The 16,927-nt window shown below is 57.7% G+C and carries 18 protein-coding genes; 5 read left to right on the forward strand and 13 right to left on the reverse strand.

Annotated features, from left to right (window positions below; genetic code table 11):
- Window positions 1-91: 91 nt before the first annotated feature.
- Window positions 92-1,942, reverse strand: coding sequence for a DNA primase (gene dnaG / locus AC0V6Q_RS03860; protein WP_486167100.1), 1,851 nt, complete (start codon window positions 1,940-1,942; stop codon window positions 92-94).
- A gap of 60 nt (window positions 1,943-2,002) precedes the next feature.
- Window positions 2,003-2,455 carry a GatB/YqeY domain-containing protein gene (locus tag AC0V6Q_RS03865; protein ID WP_486167101.1) on the reverse strand — a complete coding sequence of 151 codons (453 nt, stop codon included), beginning with the start codon at window positions 2,453-2,455 and terminating at the stop codon, window positions 2,003-2,005.
- A 151-nt stretch (window positions 2,456-2,606) separates the two neighbouring features.
- Between AC0V6Q_RS03865 and carA the strand changes: the two genes are divergently transcribed.
- Window positions 2,607-3,788 carry a glutamine-hydrolyzing carbamoyl-phosphate synthase small subunit gene (gene carA, locus AC0V6Q_RS03870; RefSeq protein WP_486167102.1) on the forward strand — a complete coding sequence of 394 codons (1,182 nt, stop codon included), beginning with the start codon at window positions 2,607-2,609 and terminating at the stop codon, window positions 3,786-3,788.
- A 23-nt stretch (window positions 3,789-3,811) separates the two neighbouring features.
- Here carA and AC0V6Q_RS03875 read toward each other — a convergent pair whose 3' ends face one another.
- Window positions 3,812-4,078: an endonuclease domain-containing protein gene (locus AC0V6Q_RS03875; RefSeq protein WP_486169245.1), complete on the reverse strand. Its 267-nt coding sequence runs from the start codon at window positions 4,076-4,078 to the stop codon at window positions 3,812-3,814.
- A gap of 182 nt (window positions 4,079-4,260) precedes the next feature.
- Here AC0V6Q_RS03875 and AC0V6Q_RS03880 point away from each other — a divergent pair, with 182 nt between their 5' ends.
- The 3 genes from AC0V6Q_RS03880 to greA all read left to right on the forward strand — a co-directional run bounded on the left by AC0V6Q_RS03880 (window position 4,261) and on the right by greA (window position 8,738).
- Window positions 4,261-4,818, forward strand: coding sequence for a hypothetical protein (locus AC0V6Q_RS03880; protein WP_486167103.1), 558 nt, complete (start codon window positions 4,261-4,263; stop codon window positions 4,816-4,818).
- Complete coding sequence (gene carB / locus AC0V6Q_RS03885; protein WP_486167104.1) at window positions 4,818-8,141, forward strand: carbamoyl-phosphate synthase large subunit; 3,324 nt, start codon at window positions 4,818-4,820, stop codon at window positions 8,139-8,141. Before AC0V6Q_RS03880 ends, carB begins: the two co-directional genes overlap by 1 nt.
- A 120-nt stretch (window positions 8,142-8,261) precedes the next feature.
- Window positions 8,262-8,738: a transcription elongation factor GreA gene (gene greA / locus AC0V6Q_RS03890; RefSeq protein ID WP_486167105.1), complete on the forward strand. Its 477-nt coding sequence runs from the start codon at window positions 8,262-8,264 to the stop codon at window positions 8,736-8,738.
- A gap of 34 nt (window positions 8,739-8,772) precedes the next feature.
- Here the strand turns inward: greA and AC0V6Q_RS03895 are convergent, their stop codons facing one another.
- The 6 genes from AC0V6Q_RS03895 to AC0V6Q_RS03920 all read right to left on the reverse strand — a co-directional run bounded on the left by AC0V6Q_RS03895 (window position 8,773) and on the right by AC0V6Q_RS03920 (window position 11,752).
- Window positions 8,773-9,249, reverse strand: a complete 477-nt coding sequence (locus AC0V6Q_RS03895) for a GNAT family N-acetyltransferase (RefSeq protein ID WP_486167106.1) — start codon at window positions 9,247-9,249, stop codon at window positions 8,773-8,775.
- A 12-nt stretch (window positions 9,250-9,261) separates the two neighbouring features.
- Window positions 9,262-9,492, reverse strand: a complete 231-nt coding sequence (locus AC0V6Q_RS03900; protein WP_486167107.1) for a DUF4170 domain-containing protein — start codon at window positions 9,490-9,492, stop codon at window positions 9,262-9,264.
- 144 nt (window positions 9,493-9,636) lie between these two features.
- Window positions 9,637-10,248 carry a hypothetical protein gene (locus AC0V6Q_RS03905; protein ID WP_486167108.1) on the reverse strand — a complete coding sequence of 204 codons (612 nt, stop codon included), beginning with the start codon at window positions 10,246-10,248 and terminating at the stop codon, window positions 9,637-9,639.
- Window positions 10,238-10,654 carry a hypothetical protein gene (locus AC0V6Q_RS03910; RefSeq protein WP_486167109.1) on the reverse strand — a complete coding sequence of 139 codons (417 nt, stop codon included), beginning with the start codon at window positions 10,652-10,654 and terminating at the stop codon, window positions 10,238-10,240. Before AC0V6Q_RS03910 ends, AC0V6Q_RS03905 begins: the two co-directional genes overlap by 11 nt.
- Entirely contained in the window at window positions 10,651-11,100 is a 450-nt protein-coding gene (locus tag AC0V6Q_RS03915; protein WP_486167110.1) for a phage holin family protein, read from the reverse strand. The genes AC0V6Q_RS03910 and AC0V6Q_RS03915 overlap by 4 nt, the downstream gene beginning before the upstream one ends.
- Window positions 11,101-11,134: 34 nt before the next feature.
- Window positions 11,135-11,752 carry a hypothetical protein gene (locus AC0V6Q_RS03920; protein ID WP_486167111.1) on the reverse strand — a complete coding sequence of 206 codons (618 nt, stop codon included), beginning with the start codon at window positions 11,750-11,752 and terminating at the stop codon, window positions 11,135-11,137.
- A gap of 195 nt (window positions 11,753-11,947) precedes the next feature.
- Here AC0V6Q_RS03920 and eno point away from each other — a divergent pair, with 195 nt between their 5' ends.
- Window positions 11,948-13,237 carry a phosphopyruvate hydratase gene (gene eno / locus AC0V6Q_RS03925; RefSeq protein ID WP_486167112.1) on the forward strand — a complete coding sequence of 430 codons (1,290 nt, stop codon included), beginning with the start codon at window positions 11,948-11,950 and terminating at the stop codon, window positions 13,235-13,237.
- A 29-nt stretch (window positions 13,238-13,266) separates the two neighbouring features.
- Here eno and AC0V6Q_RS03930 read toward each other — a convergent pair whose 3' ends face one another.
- The 4 genes from AC0V6Q_RS03930 to ribB form a co-directional block, all read right to left on the reverse strand.
- Window positions 13,267-13,878 (reverse strand): MarR family transcriptional regulator, encoded by a 612-nt coding sequence (locus tag AC0V6Q_RS03930; protein WP_486167113.1) that lies wholly within the window; start codon window positions 13,876-13,878, stop codon window positions 13,267-13,269.
- Window positions 13,879-14,102: 224 nt separating this feature from the next.
- A complete protein-coding gene (locus AC0V6Q_RS03935; protein ID WP_486167114.1) occupies window positions 14,103-14,315 on the reverse strand; it encodes a hypothetical protein in 213 nt (70 codons plus the stop codon).
- Between the two features lie 204 nt (window positions 14,316-14,519).
- Complete coding sequence (gene ribH / locus AC0V6Q_RS03940; RefSeq protein ID WP_486167115.1) at window positions 14,520-14,942, reverse strand: 6,7-dimethyl-8-ribityllumazine synthase; 423 nt, start codon at window positions 14,940-14,942, stop codon at window positions 14,520-14,522.
- Window positions 14,943-15,095: 153 nt separating this feature from the next.
- Window positions 15,096-16,346: a 3,4-dihydroxy-2-butanone-4-phosphate synthase gene (gene ribB / locus AC0V6Q_RS03945; protein ID WP_486169246.1), complete on the reverse strand. Its 1,251-nt coding sequence runs from the start codon at window positions 16,344-16,346 to the stop codon at window positions 15,096-15,098.
- Between the last annotated feature and the right edge of the window lie 581 nt (window positions 16,347-16,927).

The raw sequence follows: 16,927 nt of genomic DNA on the forward strand, positions 1-16,927 counted from the left end.
TTGTTTCGTCATTGGTCACCCCTACCGGACCGCAGACTTCGCAAACTCTTACCGTTAATCCCATTCCGGATCGAAAAACCCGGAAAAAACTCTATTCAGCCGGTGCTCCGGCCTTCTTTCGCCCAAATGCTTTCAGGCGTTCGTCAACTGTCTGGAGCTGTTCTCGCAAGCGGACCTGCTCAGCCAAAGCCCCTTCCGGGTCTTCGTCAAACCGCGCGATCGTTGCCGCCATAGCGGCTTCGAGCGCTGGTTTTTGGGCCAGCAGCGATACAGCTTCGGTCAATTCCTCGCGCGCTTCACCGGGGTCTGTGCCTTCTCGAAGAAAGGCGAACTGTTGGTTTACCGGTGGGGCAGGAATGCCTTCAGGGTCCGATATGGCGTTTGGCCCCTGCGAATCAAGTGTTTCTGACAGCTCCATCAACGATTCTATCGCAGGCGCTGCATTTGGGTCAGCAAGGGCAAGCCGGGAAAGCGCTTCGGAATGGCGCGAGATTTCGGTCGGGAAACGCACCAGTCCGGCAATCACGGCCGTCAATAGCGAGGCGCGCTGGCCGCCTGACATGGCGCGGCCAAGGGTGTCGCGCGCCTCTTGGGAAAGCCTGGGCGGCGCCGCATTCCGGTTCTGCCAATTGCCGCGCGATTGGGGCTGGCGCTGAGGTCCCCGGTTGTTCTCACGGCGCGGAAAGGCAAATGCGGAAAAGCGGTCAAGCAGCTCGCGGCGGTAGAGCGCCTGAATGTCCTTGTTCTCGATGGTATCGACATGAGCCATCAGGCGAACTTTGAGCCCTGCTTTGGATTCAGGACTGCTAAGAGGCTTTGCATCGCGTTCGCCTTCCCAAAGGGCATCGAGCAGGCTTTTGGGATTGTCGAGCAGCTCACCCATAGCCTTGGGACCATCGCGGTTGATCAGATCATCGGGGTCCATGCCGCTGGGCAGGCGCACGATAGAAAGGGACCGCATGGGGGCGAGCAGTGGCAGGGCGCGGGAGATAGCGCGCATCGCGGCTCGCTCTCCGGCCTTATCACCGTCAAAGCAGAGCACCGGCACCTCAACCATGCGCCACAGCATCTCGAGCTGCGTTTCCGTCAGAGCCGTTCCCAGAGGCGCAACCGCATCCTCAAAGCCCGCCTGAGCCAGCGCGACCACATCCATATAGCCTTCGACCACGATCACGCGGCCTGATTGGCGCGAGGCAGGCGAGGCCCGGTGGAGGTTGTAGAGCGTGCGGCCCTTGTCGAAGAGCGGCGTGTCGGGGGAATTCAGATATTTTGCGACACCGTCACGGCTTTGCATGATCCGCCCGCCAAAGGCGATGACCCGGCCCCGCGCATCCTGAATGGGCAGCATGACCCGGCCACGAAAGCGGTCATAGGTGGTGCCATCATCGGTCTTGATGCGCATGCCGGTTTCAAGCAGCATCTGGTCTTCGTAACGGGAAAGAGCGTTGTTCAAAGCCTGCTTGCTCTCTGGCGCATAGCCAAAGCCAAACTCTTGCAGAACTTCCGGTTTCAGCCCTCGACCCGTCAGATATTGCATCGCCTCACGGCCATCGCGTCCACGCAAATTGTCGTAAAACCACTGTTGTGCATCGGACGTCACGTCGATCAGCTCAGCGCGTTTTTCGGCCTTCTGCGCCGCCACGGGGTCCGGGGCAGGGACCTCCATCCCGGCTTCTGCTGCCAATTCCTTGCACGCATCGATAAAGGACAGCCCGCGCTGCTCTGTCATCCACGCGATCACATCACCATGCGCCCCGCAGCCAAAGCAGTGGTAAAACCCCTTCTGATCATTGACGTAGAAGCTTGGTGTCGCCTCGTTATGGAAAGGGCAACAGGCTTTCCATTCGCGCCCCGCACGGGTGAGCTTGGTCGATCGATTGATCACGGTTGATAGCGTGATCCTCGCTCGCAGCTCGTCCTTCCATTGCGGGGTGATTGACATAGGATCAAAGATGCTCGTGTAAGCGCGCCTGAGCAAGCGCTGTGGTGGACAAGTCTGTGTTTAGCTCAGCGCCGCCTTCACAAGCCCGCTCGCCAGTTTCCCGTCTAGAACCGCGCCATGCTTCGCCTTAAGAGCGCCCATGACCTGACCCATGTCCTTCATGGATGACGCTCCGGTTTCCGCCTTGATCGCCTCAATCGCGGCCTTGGTTTCGTCCTCGCTCATCATCTGCGGCAGGAACTCCTCGATTACGGCAAGCTCGGCTGTTTCTTTATCCGCCAATTCCTGACGACCGCCGGTTACGTACATCTCGATCGATTCGCGGCGTTGTTTGGCCATTTTCTGGAGCACGCTGGTGACGAGGGCATCATCGTCGATATCTTTGCCACTCGTACGCTCTTCGATATCGCGGTCCTTGATCTTGGCGCTGATCTGGCGAAGCGTCGCGGTGCGCTCCTTCTCTTTCGCCTTCATTGCGGTAATGGTCGCTGCTTTGATGTCGTCACGGATCATCGTAATTCACGTCTTTCTTGTGGATGGATTGTTCTGATGCACGGCTTAGCCGAATTATCCCGTGCGAGATAGGTTGACGTAGGCCCCGCGCAAGCTTAGCCGGTGAGACTTAGCGACATTGCTGGAAAACCTCTCTTATTCGGAGCGCCCCATGGCCCATTCCGCCTCTACTCCTGCGCAACCCAAAGACGCGACAGGTTGTCTCGTTCTGGCAGACGGAACGATTGTTTGGGGGCGCGGCTTTGGCGCGGTCGGTGATGCGGTTGGCGAGGTGTGCTTCAACACGGCGATGACTGGCTATCAGGAGGTGATGACCGATCCCTCTTACGCTGCGCAGATTGTGACCTTCACCTTTCCCCATATCGGAAATGTAGGCGCGAACGGCGAGGATGTGGAAAGCGCAGTTGAAGGCGCGGTCGGCTGCGTGGTGCGCGAAGATGTGACCGAGCCATCAAACTTCCGCAGCCTGGAGCGTTTTCAGGAGTGGATGGAGCGGCAAGGCAAGATCGGCCTTTCGGGCGTGGATACAAGAGCGCTCACCCGCCGCATCCGTCTGTCAGGCGCGCCCAATGCGGTGATCGCGCATTCGCCCGAGGGTAAATTCGACATTCCCGCTCTCATCACCCGCGCCAAGGAGTGGGCAGGGCTGGAAGGCATGGACTTGGCCGTGCGGGTTACCCGCGAGGCCCAAGAGAATTGGGAAGGCGGCTATTGGCGCTTGGGCCACGGCTATGGCCGCGCGGCGCATGACGCTACCCCGCACGTGGTCGCAATCGACTATGGCGCAAAGGACAACATCTTTAGGAACCTCGTGCGCGCTGGTGCCAAGGTGACTGTGGTGCCTGCCAAGACATCCTATGACGACATCATGGCGCTTAAACCCGACGGTGTGTTCCTCTCCAACGGCCCTGGAGACCCGGCGGCGACGGGCGAATACGCTGTGCCGGTGATCCAGAAATTGCTCGAAGCTGACATGCCGCTTTTCGGCATATGTTTGGGCCACCAGATGCTGGCTCTCGCAGCGGGCGCAAAGACGATCAAGATGCACCAGGGCCACCGCGGCGCAAACCACCCGGTTCAGCGGGTTGGAGAGGGTTGGGGTGAGACCACAGGCCTCGTTGAGATCACCAGCATGAACCACGGCTTTGCGGTGGATGCGGACACTTTGCCCGAGACGCTGGAGCAGACCCATGTGAGCCTGTTCGACGGCTCCAACTGCGGGATTGCGGTGAAGGGGAAGAATGCGTTTGGAGTGCAGTATCACCCGGAAGCTTCGCCGGGGCCGCAGGATAGCTTCTACCTCTTCGAGAAATTCGTCGGGGGGCTGGGGTGAGACTTTTCTCGACACACCGGCAGCTATTGCAACGCCTCGCGAATTGCATCGACGACCTCATCGGTACGAGAGAGAACGTCGATCTCCCAAAAGAAGAGAACATCAAATTTTGTTCTCACATCGGGGGTTATTCTTCTGAAGGCATTCGGGCTGTTGTTCGTGCCGCCACGATCGACCTCGACTGCCAGATTGCGCGAACGCGCTACGAAGGTGGCGTAACGGGTGCCAATACGTTCTTGGCGAATGAAAGTGGCTCCAAGCTGCTTTTTGGACAGGCGATCCCAGAGAATTCGTTACGCAGCGGTCGCGTTCTCCCTGAGAGTGTGAGCGAAATGATTACGGCCCGACCTTCGTTTCACGTCATTTCCCCAGTCTCTCGCAGATTACAGGGAAGGCGTATGCCAACTTTCACAGCGCTAGCAAATATTCCGATAGTAAAACTTGCCCGGAACGCTGATTGCGGAGTTATCGTGTGATCCGAATTGCTTTATCCTCACTCGCCCTCCTAAGCCTCACCGGCTGTAGCATCCTTTTCCCCGAAGACCCGCGTCTCGGTGTTGAACCGGAAGATGAATGCATTTCCCGCATGGAGCAAGAGCTCAAAAGCAGTTTCGGAAACTCTGGCGGTGATCCTGAACTAGATGCGTCGCCCGCCGCCGACGCGCCATTTTACCCAATCTTTACTTATGACGTGACCAAGCTTGGGTTGGAGGCAATTCAGGAACTGTCCGTGGAAGGCACCGATGAAACTGCAGGCACGACGCTGAGAACTAGCACCAATGAGACGTCCACCGCGGTTGCACAGTTTATGGATGAACCGGTGGATGAGAATGGCGCGTTCTTTCTCGCAAGAGATCCGGCGCTTTACCGTGTTCGCGGAGAGCCTGTCTTTTTCGGAGGCGGCGTTGCTGCTGGCTGTGCGCGCCAACAAGAGAATATGAGGCTTATTCGGGTCGACTACACCCGTATTCCCGAACCCGAAGCCGACCCTGACAACACCGAAACAATTCCCGAGAACGAGAGCCGATAATGCCCAAACGTAATGACATTTCCTCGATCCTTGTGATTGGTGCAGGGCCGATCATTATCGGGCAGGCGTGTGAGTTCGATTATTCGGGCACGCAGGCGATTAAGGCTCTGAAAGAAGAGGGCTACCGGGTCATTCTGGTGAACTCGAACCCGGCAACGATCATGACCGATCCCGAATTTGCCGACGCGACCTATGTCGAGCCGATCACGCCGGAAATCGTCGCCAAGATCATCGCCAAGGAAAAACCCGATGCGCTGCTCCCCACGATGGGCGGGCAGACGGCATTGAACTGTGCGCTCGCGCTTGAGGGCATGGGCGTATTGGCTGAGCACGGGGTCGAGATGATCGGCGCGAAGGCCGATGCCATCGACAAGGCCGAGAACCGCCAGCGTTTCCGCGACGCGATGGACAAGATTGGGCTGGAAAGCGCTCGCAGCGGCGTTGCCAACACCATCGAAGAAGCGCGCGAGATTGTGAAGCGTACCGGCCTGCCTTCGATCATCCGCCCAAGCTTTACCCTTGGTGGGACCGGCGGCGGGATTGCCTACAACACGCAGGAATTTGACCGGATCGTGCGCGAGGGTCTGGACGCCTCTCCCACGACCGAAGTTCTGATCGAAGAATCGCTGCTGGGCTGGAAAGAATATGAGATGGAAGTTGTGCGCGATAAGGCGGACAATTGCATCATCATCTGCTCAATCGAAAACGTTGATCCGATGGGTGTGCACACGGGCGATTCCATCACGGTTGCGCCCGCATTGACGCTGACCGACAAAGAATACCAGATAATGCGCAACGCCTCGATTGCGGTTTTGCGCGAGATCGGCGTTGAGACAGGCGGATCCAACGTTCAATTCGCGGTGAACCCCAAGGATGGTCGCCTCATCGTCATCGAGATGAACCCTCGCGTGTCGCGGTCTTCGGCGCTCGCATCCAAGGCGACCGGCTTCCCGATTGCGCGCGTCGCCGCGAAACTGGCGGTGGGGTATACTCTTGATGAGATCACAAACGAGATCACCGGAGCGACGCCTGCGAGCTTTGAGCCGACAATCGACTATGTCGTCACCAAGATCCCGCGCTTTGCATTCGAGAAGTTCAAGGGCGCTGAGCCTCTCCTTGCCACCGCGATGAAGTCGGTGGGTGAGGTCATGGCGATTGGCCGCAACTTCCAGGAGAGCGTGCAGAAGGCACTACGCGGCCTCGAAACGGGTCTCGACGGGTTTAACCGTATGGTCGAGCTTGAGGGCGTACAAAAGGACGTCATCACCGCCGCCCTATCGAAGCGCACACCGGACCGTCTGCTCCAAGTAGGACAAGCTTTCCGTGAGGGACTTTCCCTCGAGGAGATCCAGAGCGTGACCGGCTACGACGCATGGTTCCTGCGCCAGATCGAAGAGATTATCGAAGCGGAGAAACAGGTCCAAACCGATGGCCTTCCGCGCGATGCAGTCGCCTTGCGCAAGCTCAAATCGATGGGCTTTTCCGACAAGCGGCTTGCCACCCTTGCGGTGCGCTCTGTTGGTGTAAAAGGCGGCCTTGCAGAGACGCAGGCTAAGCGTTCGGGCCTCCTCCACGATGCACTCCAAGCCATGGCGGGCGCTACCAGCGAAGAGGAAGTGCGCGAGCTTCGCCAGAAGCTTGGCGTCAATCCGGTGTTCAAGCGCATCGACAGCTGCGCCGCCGAATTTGAGGCAATCACGCCCTACATGTACTCGACCTATGAGGCCCCGAGTTTTGGTGAGCCCGAGTGCGAGGCGGACGTTTCCGACCGCAAAAAGATCGTCATCCTTGGCGGCGGACCCAACCGGATCGGGCAGGGGATTGAGTTCGACTACTGCTGTGTCCACGCCTGCTTTGCTTTGGCTGAGCAAGGCTTTGAGACAATCATGGTCAACTGCAACCCAGAGACCGTTTCGACCGATTACGACACTTCCGACCGCCTTTATTTCGAACCTTTGACAGCCGAAGACGTGCTCGAAATCCTGCGTGTGGAACAGCAATCGGGTGAGCTTGTCGGCGTCATCGTCCAATTTGGCGGTCAAACGCCGCTCAAACTCGCCCAGGCCTTGGAAGATGCCGGGATCCCGATCCTTGGCACATCACCCGATGCCATCGACCATGCCGAGGACCGCGAACGCTTTGCAAAGCTTGTAAATGAGCTGGGCCTGAAACAGCCCGACAATGGCATTGCCTACACCCGCGATGAAGCAGCAGCGGCAGCGGCGCGTATTGGCTATCCTGTGCTTCTGCGCCCATCCTTTGTGCTGGGTGGCCGGGCTATGGAAATCGTCGACAGCGAGGCGCAGCTTGATGACTACATCAAGACGGCTGTGAACGTATCCGGTGACAGCCCTGTGCTGGTGGATCAATATCTGCGTGATGCGATTGAATGCGATGTTGACGCCCTGTGTGACGGAGACGAAGTTCGCGTTGCTGGCGTCATGCAACACATCGAAGAAGCGGGCGTCCACTCCGGCGATAGCGCCTGCACGCTGCCGCCATATTCGCTTTCGCCCGAGATTATCGCCGAGATGGAGCGTCAGGCAGAAGCGCTCGCCTTTGCCCTCAAGGTCCGCGGCCTGATGAACGTCCAATTCGCTGTGAAGGACGGCGAGGTTTTCCTCATCGAGGTCAACCCGCGCGCAAGCCGCACCGTGCCATTCGTCGCAAAGGCTATCGGACAACCCGTGGCCAAGATCGCAGCCCGCGTTATGGCAGGAGAGAAGCTTGCCTACTTTGAACCTTTCCGCCGCGACCTGCCTTACATGGCGATCAAAGAGGCCGTGTTCCCGTTCGCCCGCTTCCCGGGCGCAGATCCTGTGTTATCTCCCGAAATGAAGTCGACCGGCGAAGTGATGGGTCTCGATTGCGCCTTTGAGCCTGCCTTTTTCAAATCACAGCTAGGCGCCGGAATGACTCTGCCCGAAGGAGGCACCGTGTTTGTCTCGGTCAAGAATTCAGACAAGGCGAACATCGTGCCCGCGGTCAAAGACCTGCTCGAATGCGGATTTCAAATCGTGGCGACGGCGGGCACGCAAAAGTACCTCTCCGAACAAGGGCTTGCGGTGGAGCGGGTGAACAAGGTTGCGGAGGGTCAGCCGCACATTGTCGACAAAATCATCGACGGCGAGATCGCGCTGATCTTCAACACGACCGAGGGCTGGCAGTCGTTGAAGGACTCAAAATCCATTCGTGCAAGCGCACTGGAGAAGAAGCTTCCTTACTACACAACCGCCGCCGCTTCGCGCGCTGTTGCGGCCTCAATTAAAGCGCTCAAACCCTCACAGCTTGAAGTTCGGTCGTTGCAAGACTATTATAGTTAGGCATTTACGACGCTCTCCCCACCATTTTGCCTATGCAAGGCCGCTTCAAGCGAGGCGGTCAGGGGCAAAGTTTCCCGAGTGAAACGGCTTGGGAGGGTGTCCAGACAGAAAGAAATAGGAATGGCTACGATGGATAAGGTCCCGATGCTCGCAGAGGGTTATGAGCGTCTGACCGCTGACCTTAAGGCGCTTCGCGATGAGCGGCCCCGGATTGTTGACGCAATCGAAGAAGCGCGCGCGCATGGCGACCTTTCGGAAAACGCCGAATATCATGCTGCAAAAGAGCGTCAGGGCCAGGTTGAGGCGCAGATCGGCGACCTTGAAGGCAAAATCAGCCGCGCACAGATCATCGATCCCACTACTTTGTCAGGCGACAGAGTTGTTTTCGGTGCGACTGTCACGCTTCTTGATGAAGACGATAAGCCGGTGAAGTACCAGATCGTGGGCGAGACCGAGGCAGATGCCTCAAAGGGACGCATCTCCTATTCTTCTCCGATTGCACGAGCTTTGATCGGCAAGCAGCTTGAAGACGAGATTGAGGTAACAGTGCCATCTGGTGACAAGTTCTACCTCATCGAAAAGATCGAATTCGTCTAAGCTTTACCTCGTGAGGGCCTCAAATCAGAGGCTTTCACGCTAGAGTCTTTTCCATGGCATAGTTGTGGATTGCAACGCCGCGCAGATTAAAGTCGCGGCGTTGAACCATCTCGTATCCGGCGCGTTCGAATGGCGCGAGCGCCAGCTCGCTTGCCTCGGTGTAAAGCTTGGTCACCCCCATTTCGCGTGCCTGCGTTTCAGCGTGTGCGAGCAATTGAACTGCCAGGCCGCGTCCCGCATGATCCGGCGAACAGTAGAGCATATCGAGATGCCCGTCCGGTTCGAGGAGGGCATAGGCGGCAGGTGCACCCGCCTGATCGGCCATTACGTAAATGTGTTGGCCAGCCTCTGCACGTTCCAAAAACCATTCCGCGTTGATGTGGCCAGAGGACCAAACCTCAACTTGCTCAGCCGAATAGGCCCGCGCGCCAATACTGCGGATCGCGTCCAGAGTAAGCGCGGCGAGGGCAGGGGCATCGCCTGCCTCGAATGGGCGAACCCGGTAGGTCACGGTGAAGGGCGCTTATTCTTCTGGCGTCAGAAGTTTGTGAATGTGCACGACGACATATTTCATTTCGGCATCATCCACGGTGCGCTGTGCTTGTGCGCGCCATGCATCAACGGCTGCATCGTATGAGCTATATACACCGACGACGTGGACACTTTCAGGGTCGGCAAATTCATGACCACGCGGGTCAGTGACACGGCCACCCATAACAAGGTGAAGGCGCTGGCTTGGGGTTCGTTCTTCCATTGATCGCTTCCTTGGGGAGGAGTTGGTGGGCCTGACCGCTGTGCGGTGACCCTCATTTCTCGCCCGTTAAGCGAAGCGCGCTGGCAGCACAAGAGATGTGCATACCAATTTCCCGAAACTTGGCCCCGAAGCGTAGCCGCTGCCTTAGTGGCTCACGCGGTCCGTAAGGTCGCGAACCGCTCGTTCTGCGCGGCGTTTGGTCCGACGCGTGGCGGCGCGGCCCTTGTCGGCTGCCGTTCCAGCCAGATAGCTGGCCTCACGCCGAAGGGTCCGCGCTTTTGTTGCGGCGCTGTCGCCAAGATCTTCGAGAGTGTCTTTCGCAGCGGTGGGAGCGCCCAATGCGTCATCGATGAACTTGATTGCATATCCCACAATCGCGTCAGCGGCGAGCGTCCACAGGGCGCTTGTGCGATCTTTTGCGGCGTTCTTGACGGTTCCCGCTGCGGCTCCTGCAGCGCTGCTGGCCGCTCCGCCAACCTTGCTAGCAGCGCCTGATGCTGCGCTTGCGGCAGTAGATGCCGCTTTGCCGGCAACGCGTTGGCCCGGCTGTGTCATAAGACCGATGGCAACTCCGACTACCACAGCGCCGCCAATCACTTTCAGGGGATTTGCGCGGGTGTAATCGACCGCAGCATCAACCGCTTCCTTGGCTTGCTCGCCCAAGGTGCGCTCGGCAATCCGGCGCTCGTTGGCTTCGATCTTCTGTCGAAGTGCATCACGTTTTGCATCGTCGGTGATCGGGGTATTAGTTGTCATGTGTATCTCCGGAAGCGAGGTCTTCTGGGGTATTGTCGGTTTCGGGTTGCTGAACAGCGGGCTCTTGGCCCTGCACTTCGCTCGGTTCGTCTCCAATCTCGAGATCTTCAGCCCCAAGGTCCTCTGCCCCAAGGTCCTCTGCCATTGCAGCAAGCAAAGGTTCGCGGCCAAACCACAAGGCGAGGGCGCCCAGCACAATCGCGATGATCCCGCGATTGTCTACAGTGTGGACCTTGGCAACCTCGTATACGTCTTTGCCGCCTTCGATCACACCGCCCAGATAGCGCGAGGTCAAACCTTTGGCAGAATACGTAGAACGCGCGTGCTCAATGTCCGCCATGAGCACTTTTTTAGAAGAGTCGCGCAAGGCGCGGTAATCTTCGAGGCGGTCTTCGATCTTACTCATGCCTCGTCCTCTTCAGGGGAGGAGAACAGTGAAGCGAGCTTTCGGGCACGGGTAAACGCCCCCCATCCAAGCAAGGCGACGACGAGCATCAGCCCGCCGAAGACTATTCCGATAGAGCCCCAAATGCCCACAACAGGCTCGAACGCGAGGACAAGCCCGACCGCAAGCGCGAGAAAGGCGATGTGCAGAAGGATGAGCGCTACGACAACAAGGCCGAGCGATACGCCAACCAATCGCCCTGCAAAGGCGGCTCTGGTCTTTTGAAAGCCCAGCTCTGCCTCGGCATAGGTGCGCGCATTGTCGATCAGCGCCGAGGCTTCATCCATCAATGAGGGATCGATCTGAGGATCGGAAACGGGTTCCAAATCCTCAGTTTTGACTTGCGACAGGTCGGGAGAGCCATCGTCAGCGCTTTTCGCGCCCGACTGGCCTTGGGCCTCCGCCATTCAGTCCCCTTTCTTGCGCCTTAACGCTGGCTTATTACCGGTTACGGAAAAGCCGTGCGATAAGGAAACCGGCAACCGCGGCAATACCAACGGCTGCAGCCGGGCTTTTGCGGATCGCTTCGCGGGTGTCTTCGCCGATTTCTTCCAGGCTCTTGGCTTCGAGCTTGGCCGAAGTTTCAGCCAAAGTGCGCGAAGCTGAGCGGGCGTAGTCGCCATACTGTTCGCCAAAGCGGTCGTCGAGCTGGGTAGCGGTGTCGCCCAATGCCTTGCCGACAGAGGCAATCGCATCGCTTGCCGCCGCTTTGCCCTCAACGGCCAGCTCGCCTGCTTTCACTTTCGCCTTTTCACCATATTCCTTGGCTTCAGCCATTACGTCATCTCCACGGTTTTTCGCTTGATCGCGGTAAGCATCCGCGCGGGTATTGGCTTCGCTACGAAGCGCTGCTGCGCCTGCCTTTGCCTCTTGGAGGGCAGCGTTGAAGCGGCTTTTTGCCTCGCCAGCGCCAGCGGTGGCCTCTGGTTCAGCCTTTTTCGCAGTCGCACCCGTCTTTTTTGGAGCAGCCTTTTTGGCGCTTGTCCGCTTTGCGGCGGTCTTTGCAGGGGTCCTTGCGGGGGTCTTTCTCGTGGTCTTGGTTGTCTTTGTTTCAGCCATCTCGGTCTCTTGCCTTCGGTTTTGCGCAATGCAGCATAACGCAATCGCGACTTTATGTCATGAAAATCTATGTCACTTGCACCGTTCTTTTCTCCCGCATAAGGGGTGCGGGAAAGAAGTGATGCGGACGCCCAGTATAGGGGTAACACTGGGTGTCTTAACCTTATATAACACTCTCACGCCGGAGTTCAAATAATGACAGCGATAATTGACATCCATGGCCGCGAAATTCTCGACAGCCGGGGTAATCCCACGGTCGAAGTGGATGTTCTGCTCGACGATGGCAGTTTTGGCCGTGCAGCAGTGCCTTCGGGGGCCTCAACCGGCGCTCACGAGGCGGTTGAACTGCGTGACGGCGACAAGGATCGCTATATGGGTAAGGGCGTGTTGAAAGCGGTAGATGCCGTCAACACCGAGATCCGCGACCTTCTCATCGGTGCGTTTGACGCCGAAGATCAGCGCGACATCGACCTCTCCCTGATTGCTTTGGATGGCACCGATAACAAGGCGCGCCTTGGCGCAAATGCCATTCTTGGCACCAGCCTTGCGGTTGCCAAAGCCGCTGCCAATGCGCGCGGACTTCCTCTCTACTCCTACCTTGGCGGTGTTTCCGCTCACGTTTTGCCAGTTCCGATGATGAACATCATCAATGGGGGCGAACATGCGGATAACCCTATCGATATCCAGGAGTTCATGATCATGCCGGTGGGCGCGGACAGCATTGCAGAGGCTGTGCGCTGGGGCTCTGAAGTGTTCCACACCTTGAAAAAGGGCCTCCATGATAAGGCTCTCGCAACCAGTGTTGGCGATGAAGGCGGCTTTGCCCCTGACCTTGCCAGCACGCGCGCTGCGCTCGACTTCATTATGGCCTCGGTTGAACAAGCGGGCTTTAAGCCGGGCGAAGACATCGTTCTTGCGCTGGATTGCGCCGCGACCGAATTCTACCGCGATGGCAAATATGAAATCTCGGGCGAGGGGCTTAGCCTCGATGGTCAGGGCATGGCGGATTACCTTGCCAAGCTGTGCGATGACTATCCGATCCTGTCGATCGAAGACGGCATGAGCGAAGATGATTTCGAGGGCTGGGCAGCCGTCACCAAAGCCATCGGCGACAAGGTCCAGCTCGTGGGCGATGACCTCTTCGTCACCAATCCGGCACGTTTGGGACAGGGGATCGCGGATGGTCTGGCCAACTCATTGCTGGTGAAAGTCAACCAGATCGGCACGCTGACCGAAACACTTGCGGCCGTCGATATGGCGACCCGTGCGCGTTACACTTCAGTAATGAGCCACCGTTCCGGCGAAACCGAAGATGCGACCATCGCTGATTTGGCGGTTGCGACCAATTGCGGTCAGATCAAAACCGGTAGCCTTGCGCGCTCAGACAGGCTGGCGAAATACAACCAGCTGATCCGGATTGAGGAAGAGTTGGGCGACAGCGCCGTTTATGCAGGCCGCGGATGTTTCGGATCGCTCGGCGCTTAAGTTGAAAGCTTGAGAATGGTCGCCTGCAGTCAAGCGGCCGTTCCGGTGCTTGAAAAATACTCATCCATCGCGGTCAAACCTTTGTCCGTCAGGCAGACGAGGACGCGGCGTTGATCCTCGGGATCGTGTTGCCGCAGGACAAGCTCGTGTTCGGCCAATACGCCAAGCCAGCGCAGTCCCGTCGTAGGCGGCGCGGCAGAGCCTATGCACGCGCTGGATACGGACACCGGTTTGCCTTCGACATGGGCGACGTAGAGATCGAGAAGGATATCCCAAGCGGGCTCTCCGAAAATATCGTCATTGGCGAATATCGTGCCCCTGCGGCGACGAACGGCATACGCGTCTTTCGCCATCTTGGCGTAGCGCCTCCGCCTGATCTTCAGATCAGAGGTGTAGAGTGATGCAGTGGCGAGGGTATCGGCCCCCGAATACTGCGCCAACGTTGCCTCGCCTTGCCCGCCAATTGTCGCGTTCTCAGGAACCTTTAAAGCCGGAGAGAGAGCCTTGCCCTCATTATGCGGGCCCGTGGTCGTCTTGCGCAAAGCGTCCGCGATTATCGATAGGTGTTCGGCCAATGCACCCAGATCGGTTTCCGAGTTGGAGCTGTTTTCAGGCTGTGGTTGAACAGTCTCATTGAGCATCGGTTCCTCCGTAAAACGTCGATGAAGGCACCTTGAAAAAGGTGTCACCCGTCCAGGTGAGGCCCCGCGCCAAGCCGATTTTGCCTGGGTTCAATTGATCGTTCGCCCCGAAGGAAGCTTAGGCATTCCCACGCAAGGGCACATTACGTGGGAATGCGTAGAAAGGGGTTATGTCTCAGCCATTTCCGACCAATTACGGTAAAAGAACCTTCAAATTGGAGGGATCAGCCAAGGTCTTCCTTAACGAAGAAGGCTGACCCCATGGGGTCGCAATCTGGCGTCACAGCTGCAAGGTTCTTTTTCAGTTGCTCGATGGCGGCGTTCACATGGATTGCCGCTATCCCGGCTCCCACAGTATCCAGCACCTTCAGCACCGCCTCAAGCTCGCGCTTGCAGTGATCAATATCGTCGATTTCAAGTGAAGTGAGCTGGATCATCCCAACCTCCGTCTCATAACTTCTGTCATTAATTGCACCGAGGGGATCTTAAGTAAGTTCCCTCATGTCTTCCTTAGGCGCGATTTATGACCCCGTGCATCCGTAGAAACACTTAGCCGGGTGATGGGCGATCAGGAGGATAGGTGGCCGCTTTCTCGATACTTTATGGAGATGCTGGACGATTTGCCCAGATTGATGCCTGACCTAGGCGTCGAAACGAGCCGCCAGCTTTAGCAACGCCAATGCAGCCTTCGCAGCCTCTCCGCCTTTGTCCTTTTGCGCAGGATCAGCCCGCACAAGCGCCTGTTCCTCGTTCTCGACCGTCAGGATGCCATTGCCGATTGCAATCCCGTCCATCGTAAGAGCCATAATGGCCCGCGCACTTTCACCAGCCACAATTTCAAAGTGGTAGGTTTCGCCCCGGATCACCACGCCAATCGCAACAAAGGCGTCATACTCACCGCTTTCCGCAGCCAGTGCGATAGCTCCCGGAATTTCAAGCGCGCCGGGGACGGTCAGGACCTCGGTCTCGTGACCCTCGGCCTCGATCGCAGCCATCGCGCCAGCAATAAGCTTGTCGTTAAAGGATTCGTAGAAACGCGCTTCGACGATCAAGATTTTGGCCATGGAGTTATCCTTTGCTGCGATGAGTTCGGGCGGACTGAGCGTTCATGCACACAGCCTGTGCGCCAAATTGGGAGAGGGGCCTGCCTATGATGCGTGTTGGTGTACGTGGCAAGGTGCCACTCACCAATATTGCTCACATCATGCCGTGTCAGGTCACTCGGGGATGGGCTGGTGCCCGGCGATGGTGATGCCATAGCCTTCGAGCGCAACCAGATCCGGGCGCGAATTGGAAAGCAGGATCATGTCGTGCACCCCAAGGTCGGCCAGGATTTGCGATCCGATGCCGATGTTCCGGTGCTCTTCGTCCTGGGTCCATTTGGTCCCTTGGCCGACGCGCTGTGTCAGGATCACAATAACCCCTGCGCCTTTGTCACCAATAGCGCCCATTGCGCGCTGCAACGTGCGTTTGCGCGGACCCGGAGCGCCCAAGACATCGTCAAACACAGAGATCGGGTGCACACGGGCAAGCGTAGGCTCATCGGGTGTCACATGGCCTTTCTGAAGGACATAGGCCATATTGTCGGAGACCGTGTTGCGATAGGTGATCATGCGCCACTGGCCGCCGTAATCACTTTCAAAGCTGCTTTCATCGACCCGCTCGACCAGATGGTCATTGCGCATGCGATAAGCGATTAGGTCGCGGATGGTGCCGATCTTGAGGCTGTGCTTGCGTGCAAATTCGATAAGATCATCCAGACGAGCCATCGTCCCGTCCTCATTCATGATCTCGCAGATCACACCAGAGGGATTAAGGCCAGCGAGGCGCGAGATGTCCACGGCTGCCTCTGTATGGCCAGCGCGCACAAGAGTGCCGCCGTCACGCGCCATCAGAGGGAAGACATGACCTGGCGTCACGATGTCATCTGCGCCTTTGGTCGCATCAATGGCAACAGAGATAGTACGTGCGCGGTCTGCGGCAGAGATACCCGTTGTCACCCCCTCTTTGGCCTCAATTGAAACGGTGAAGGCGGTCTGCATGCTTTCTTTGTTGTTGCGGCTCATCGGGTCGAGACCAAGCTGATCCACCCGCGCCTTGTCGAGCGCAAGACAGATCAGACCGCGCCCGTGGGTCGCCATAAAATTCACAGCGGCAGGGGTCGCCATTTGGGCCGGAATAATGAGGTCGCCTTCGTTCTCGCGGTCCTCATCATCAACGAGAATATACATGCGGCCGTTGCGCGCTTCGTCGATGATTTCCTCGGCTCCGACGAGGACGGGGGTATCGTCATTGGCGTCGAGAAACTTCTGAAGCTTGGTCAGAGTATCCGCCGTCGGGTTCCAGTCAGGCTCGCTGGCGTCGCGCAAGGTGTTGGCGTGAAGGCCTGCTGCACGCGCAATTCCCGCTTTTGTGTAGGCGCCTTGGTCGATCAGGTCGCGGACCTGTGTGATTGCTGATGTGCTCATACCTTTTGGATAGCACATTTCAATGTGATTGCAAGTTTGGTGATGTGATGCTGTTTTTGATTGCCGCCGCGTGTCTTGCTTTCGAAGATACGTGGCTGACTGATTGATTGACCGGTAGCTAGCGGTGGTTGGAGCACTCGGAATGCTTGGAGCAGTGCCTGAGATCGTTTCTGCAGAAAGCACTACATCACTCTGATATACATTGACTATCTGGCCCGTTGGCAGGCCAAGAACAATGCTGGAAGTGGTGCGGCTTCCCACGGCACGACTGCCTTCCAATTGCCTCTGACTTTGACCGCCATCTTGTTTCAGGCTCTCAACGGTCGACTTGAGGCTCAAGAATTCTGCCGAAGCATAGGAGCCAGGCGTGGCACCGAACGTCCGAGAGTTCTCATGATCACTGAATTGATCAAGCGCTTTGCTCAGTTTTGCATCGAAATGCTGCAAGACGCCATGAAGGCTCCGCGCCTGGCCAGAGCGTGAATAGAAGATCGACCGATTTGCGCGCGATGCCCGGGGAAAAAGGGATGCAGCAGACCGCAGAGGGTCACGTTTCCATGCGGTCATAAACCGCGAGGCAC

It is taken from the genome of Erythrobacter sp. S227, from assembly GCF_057364925.1.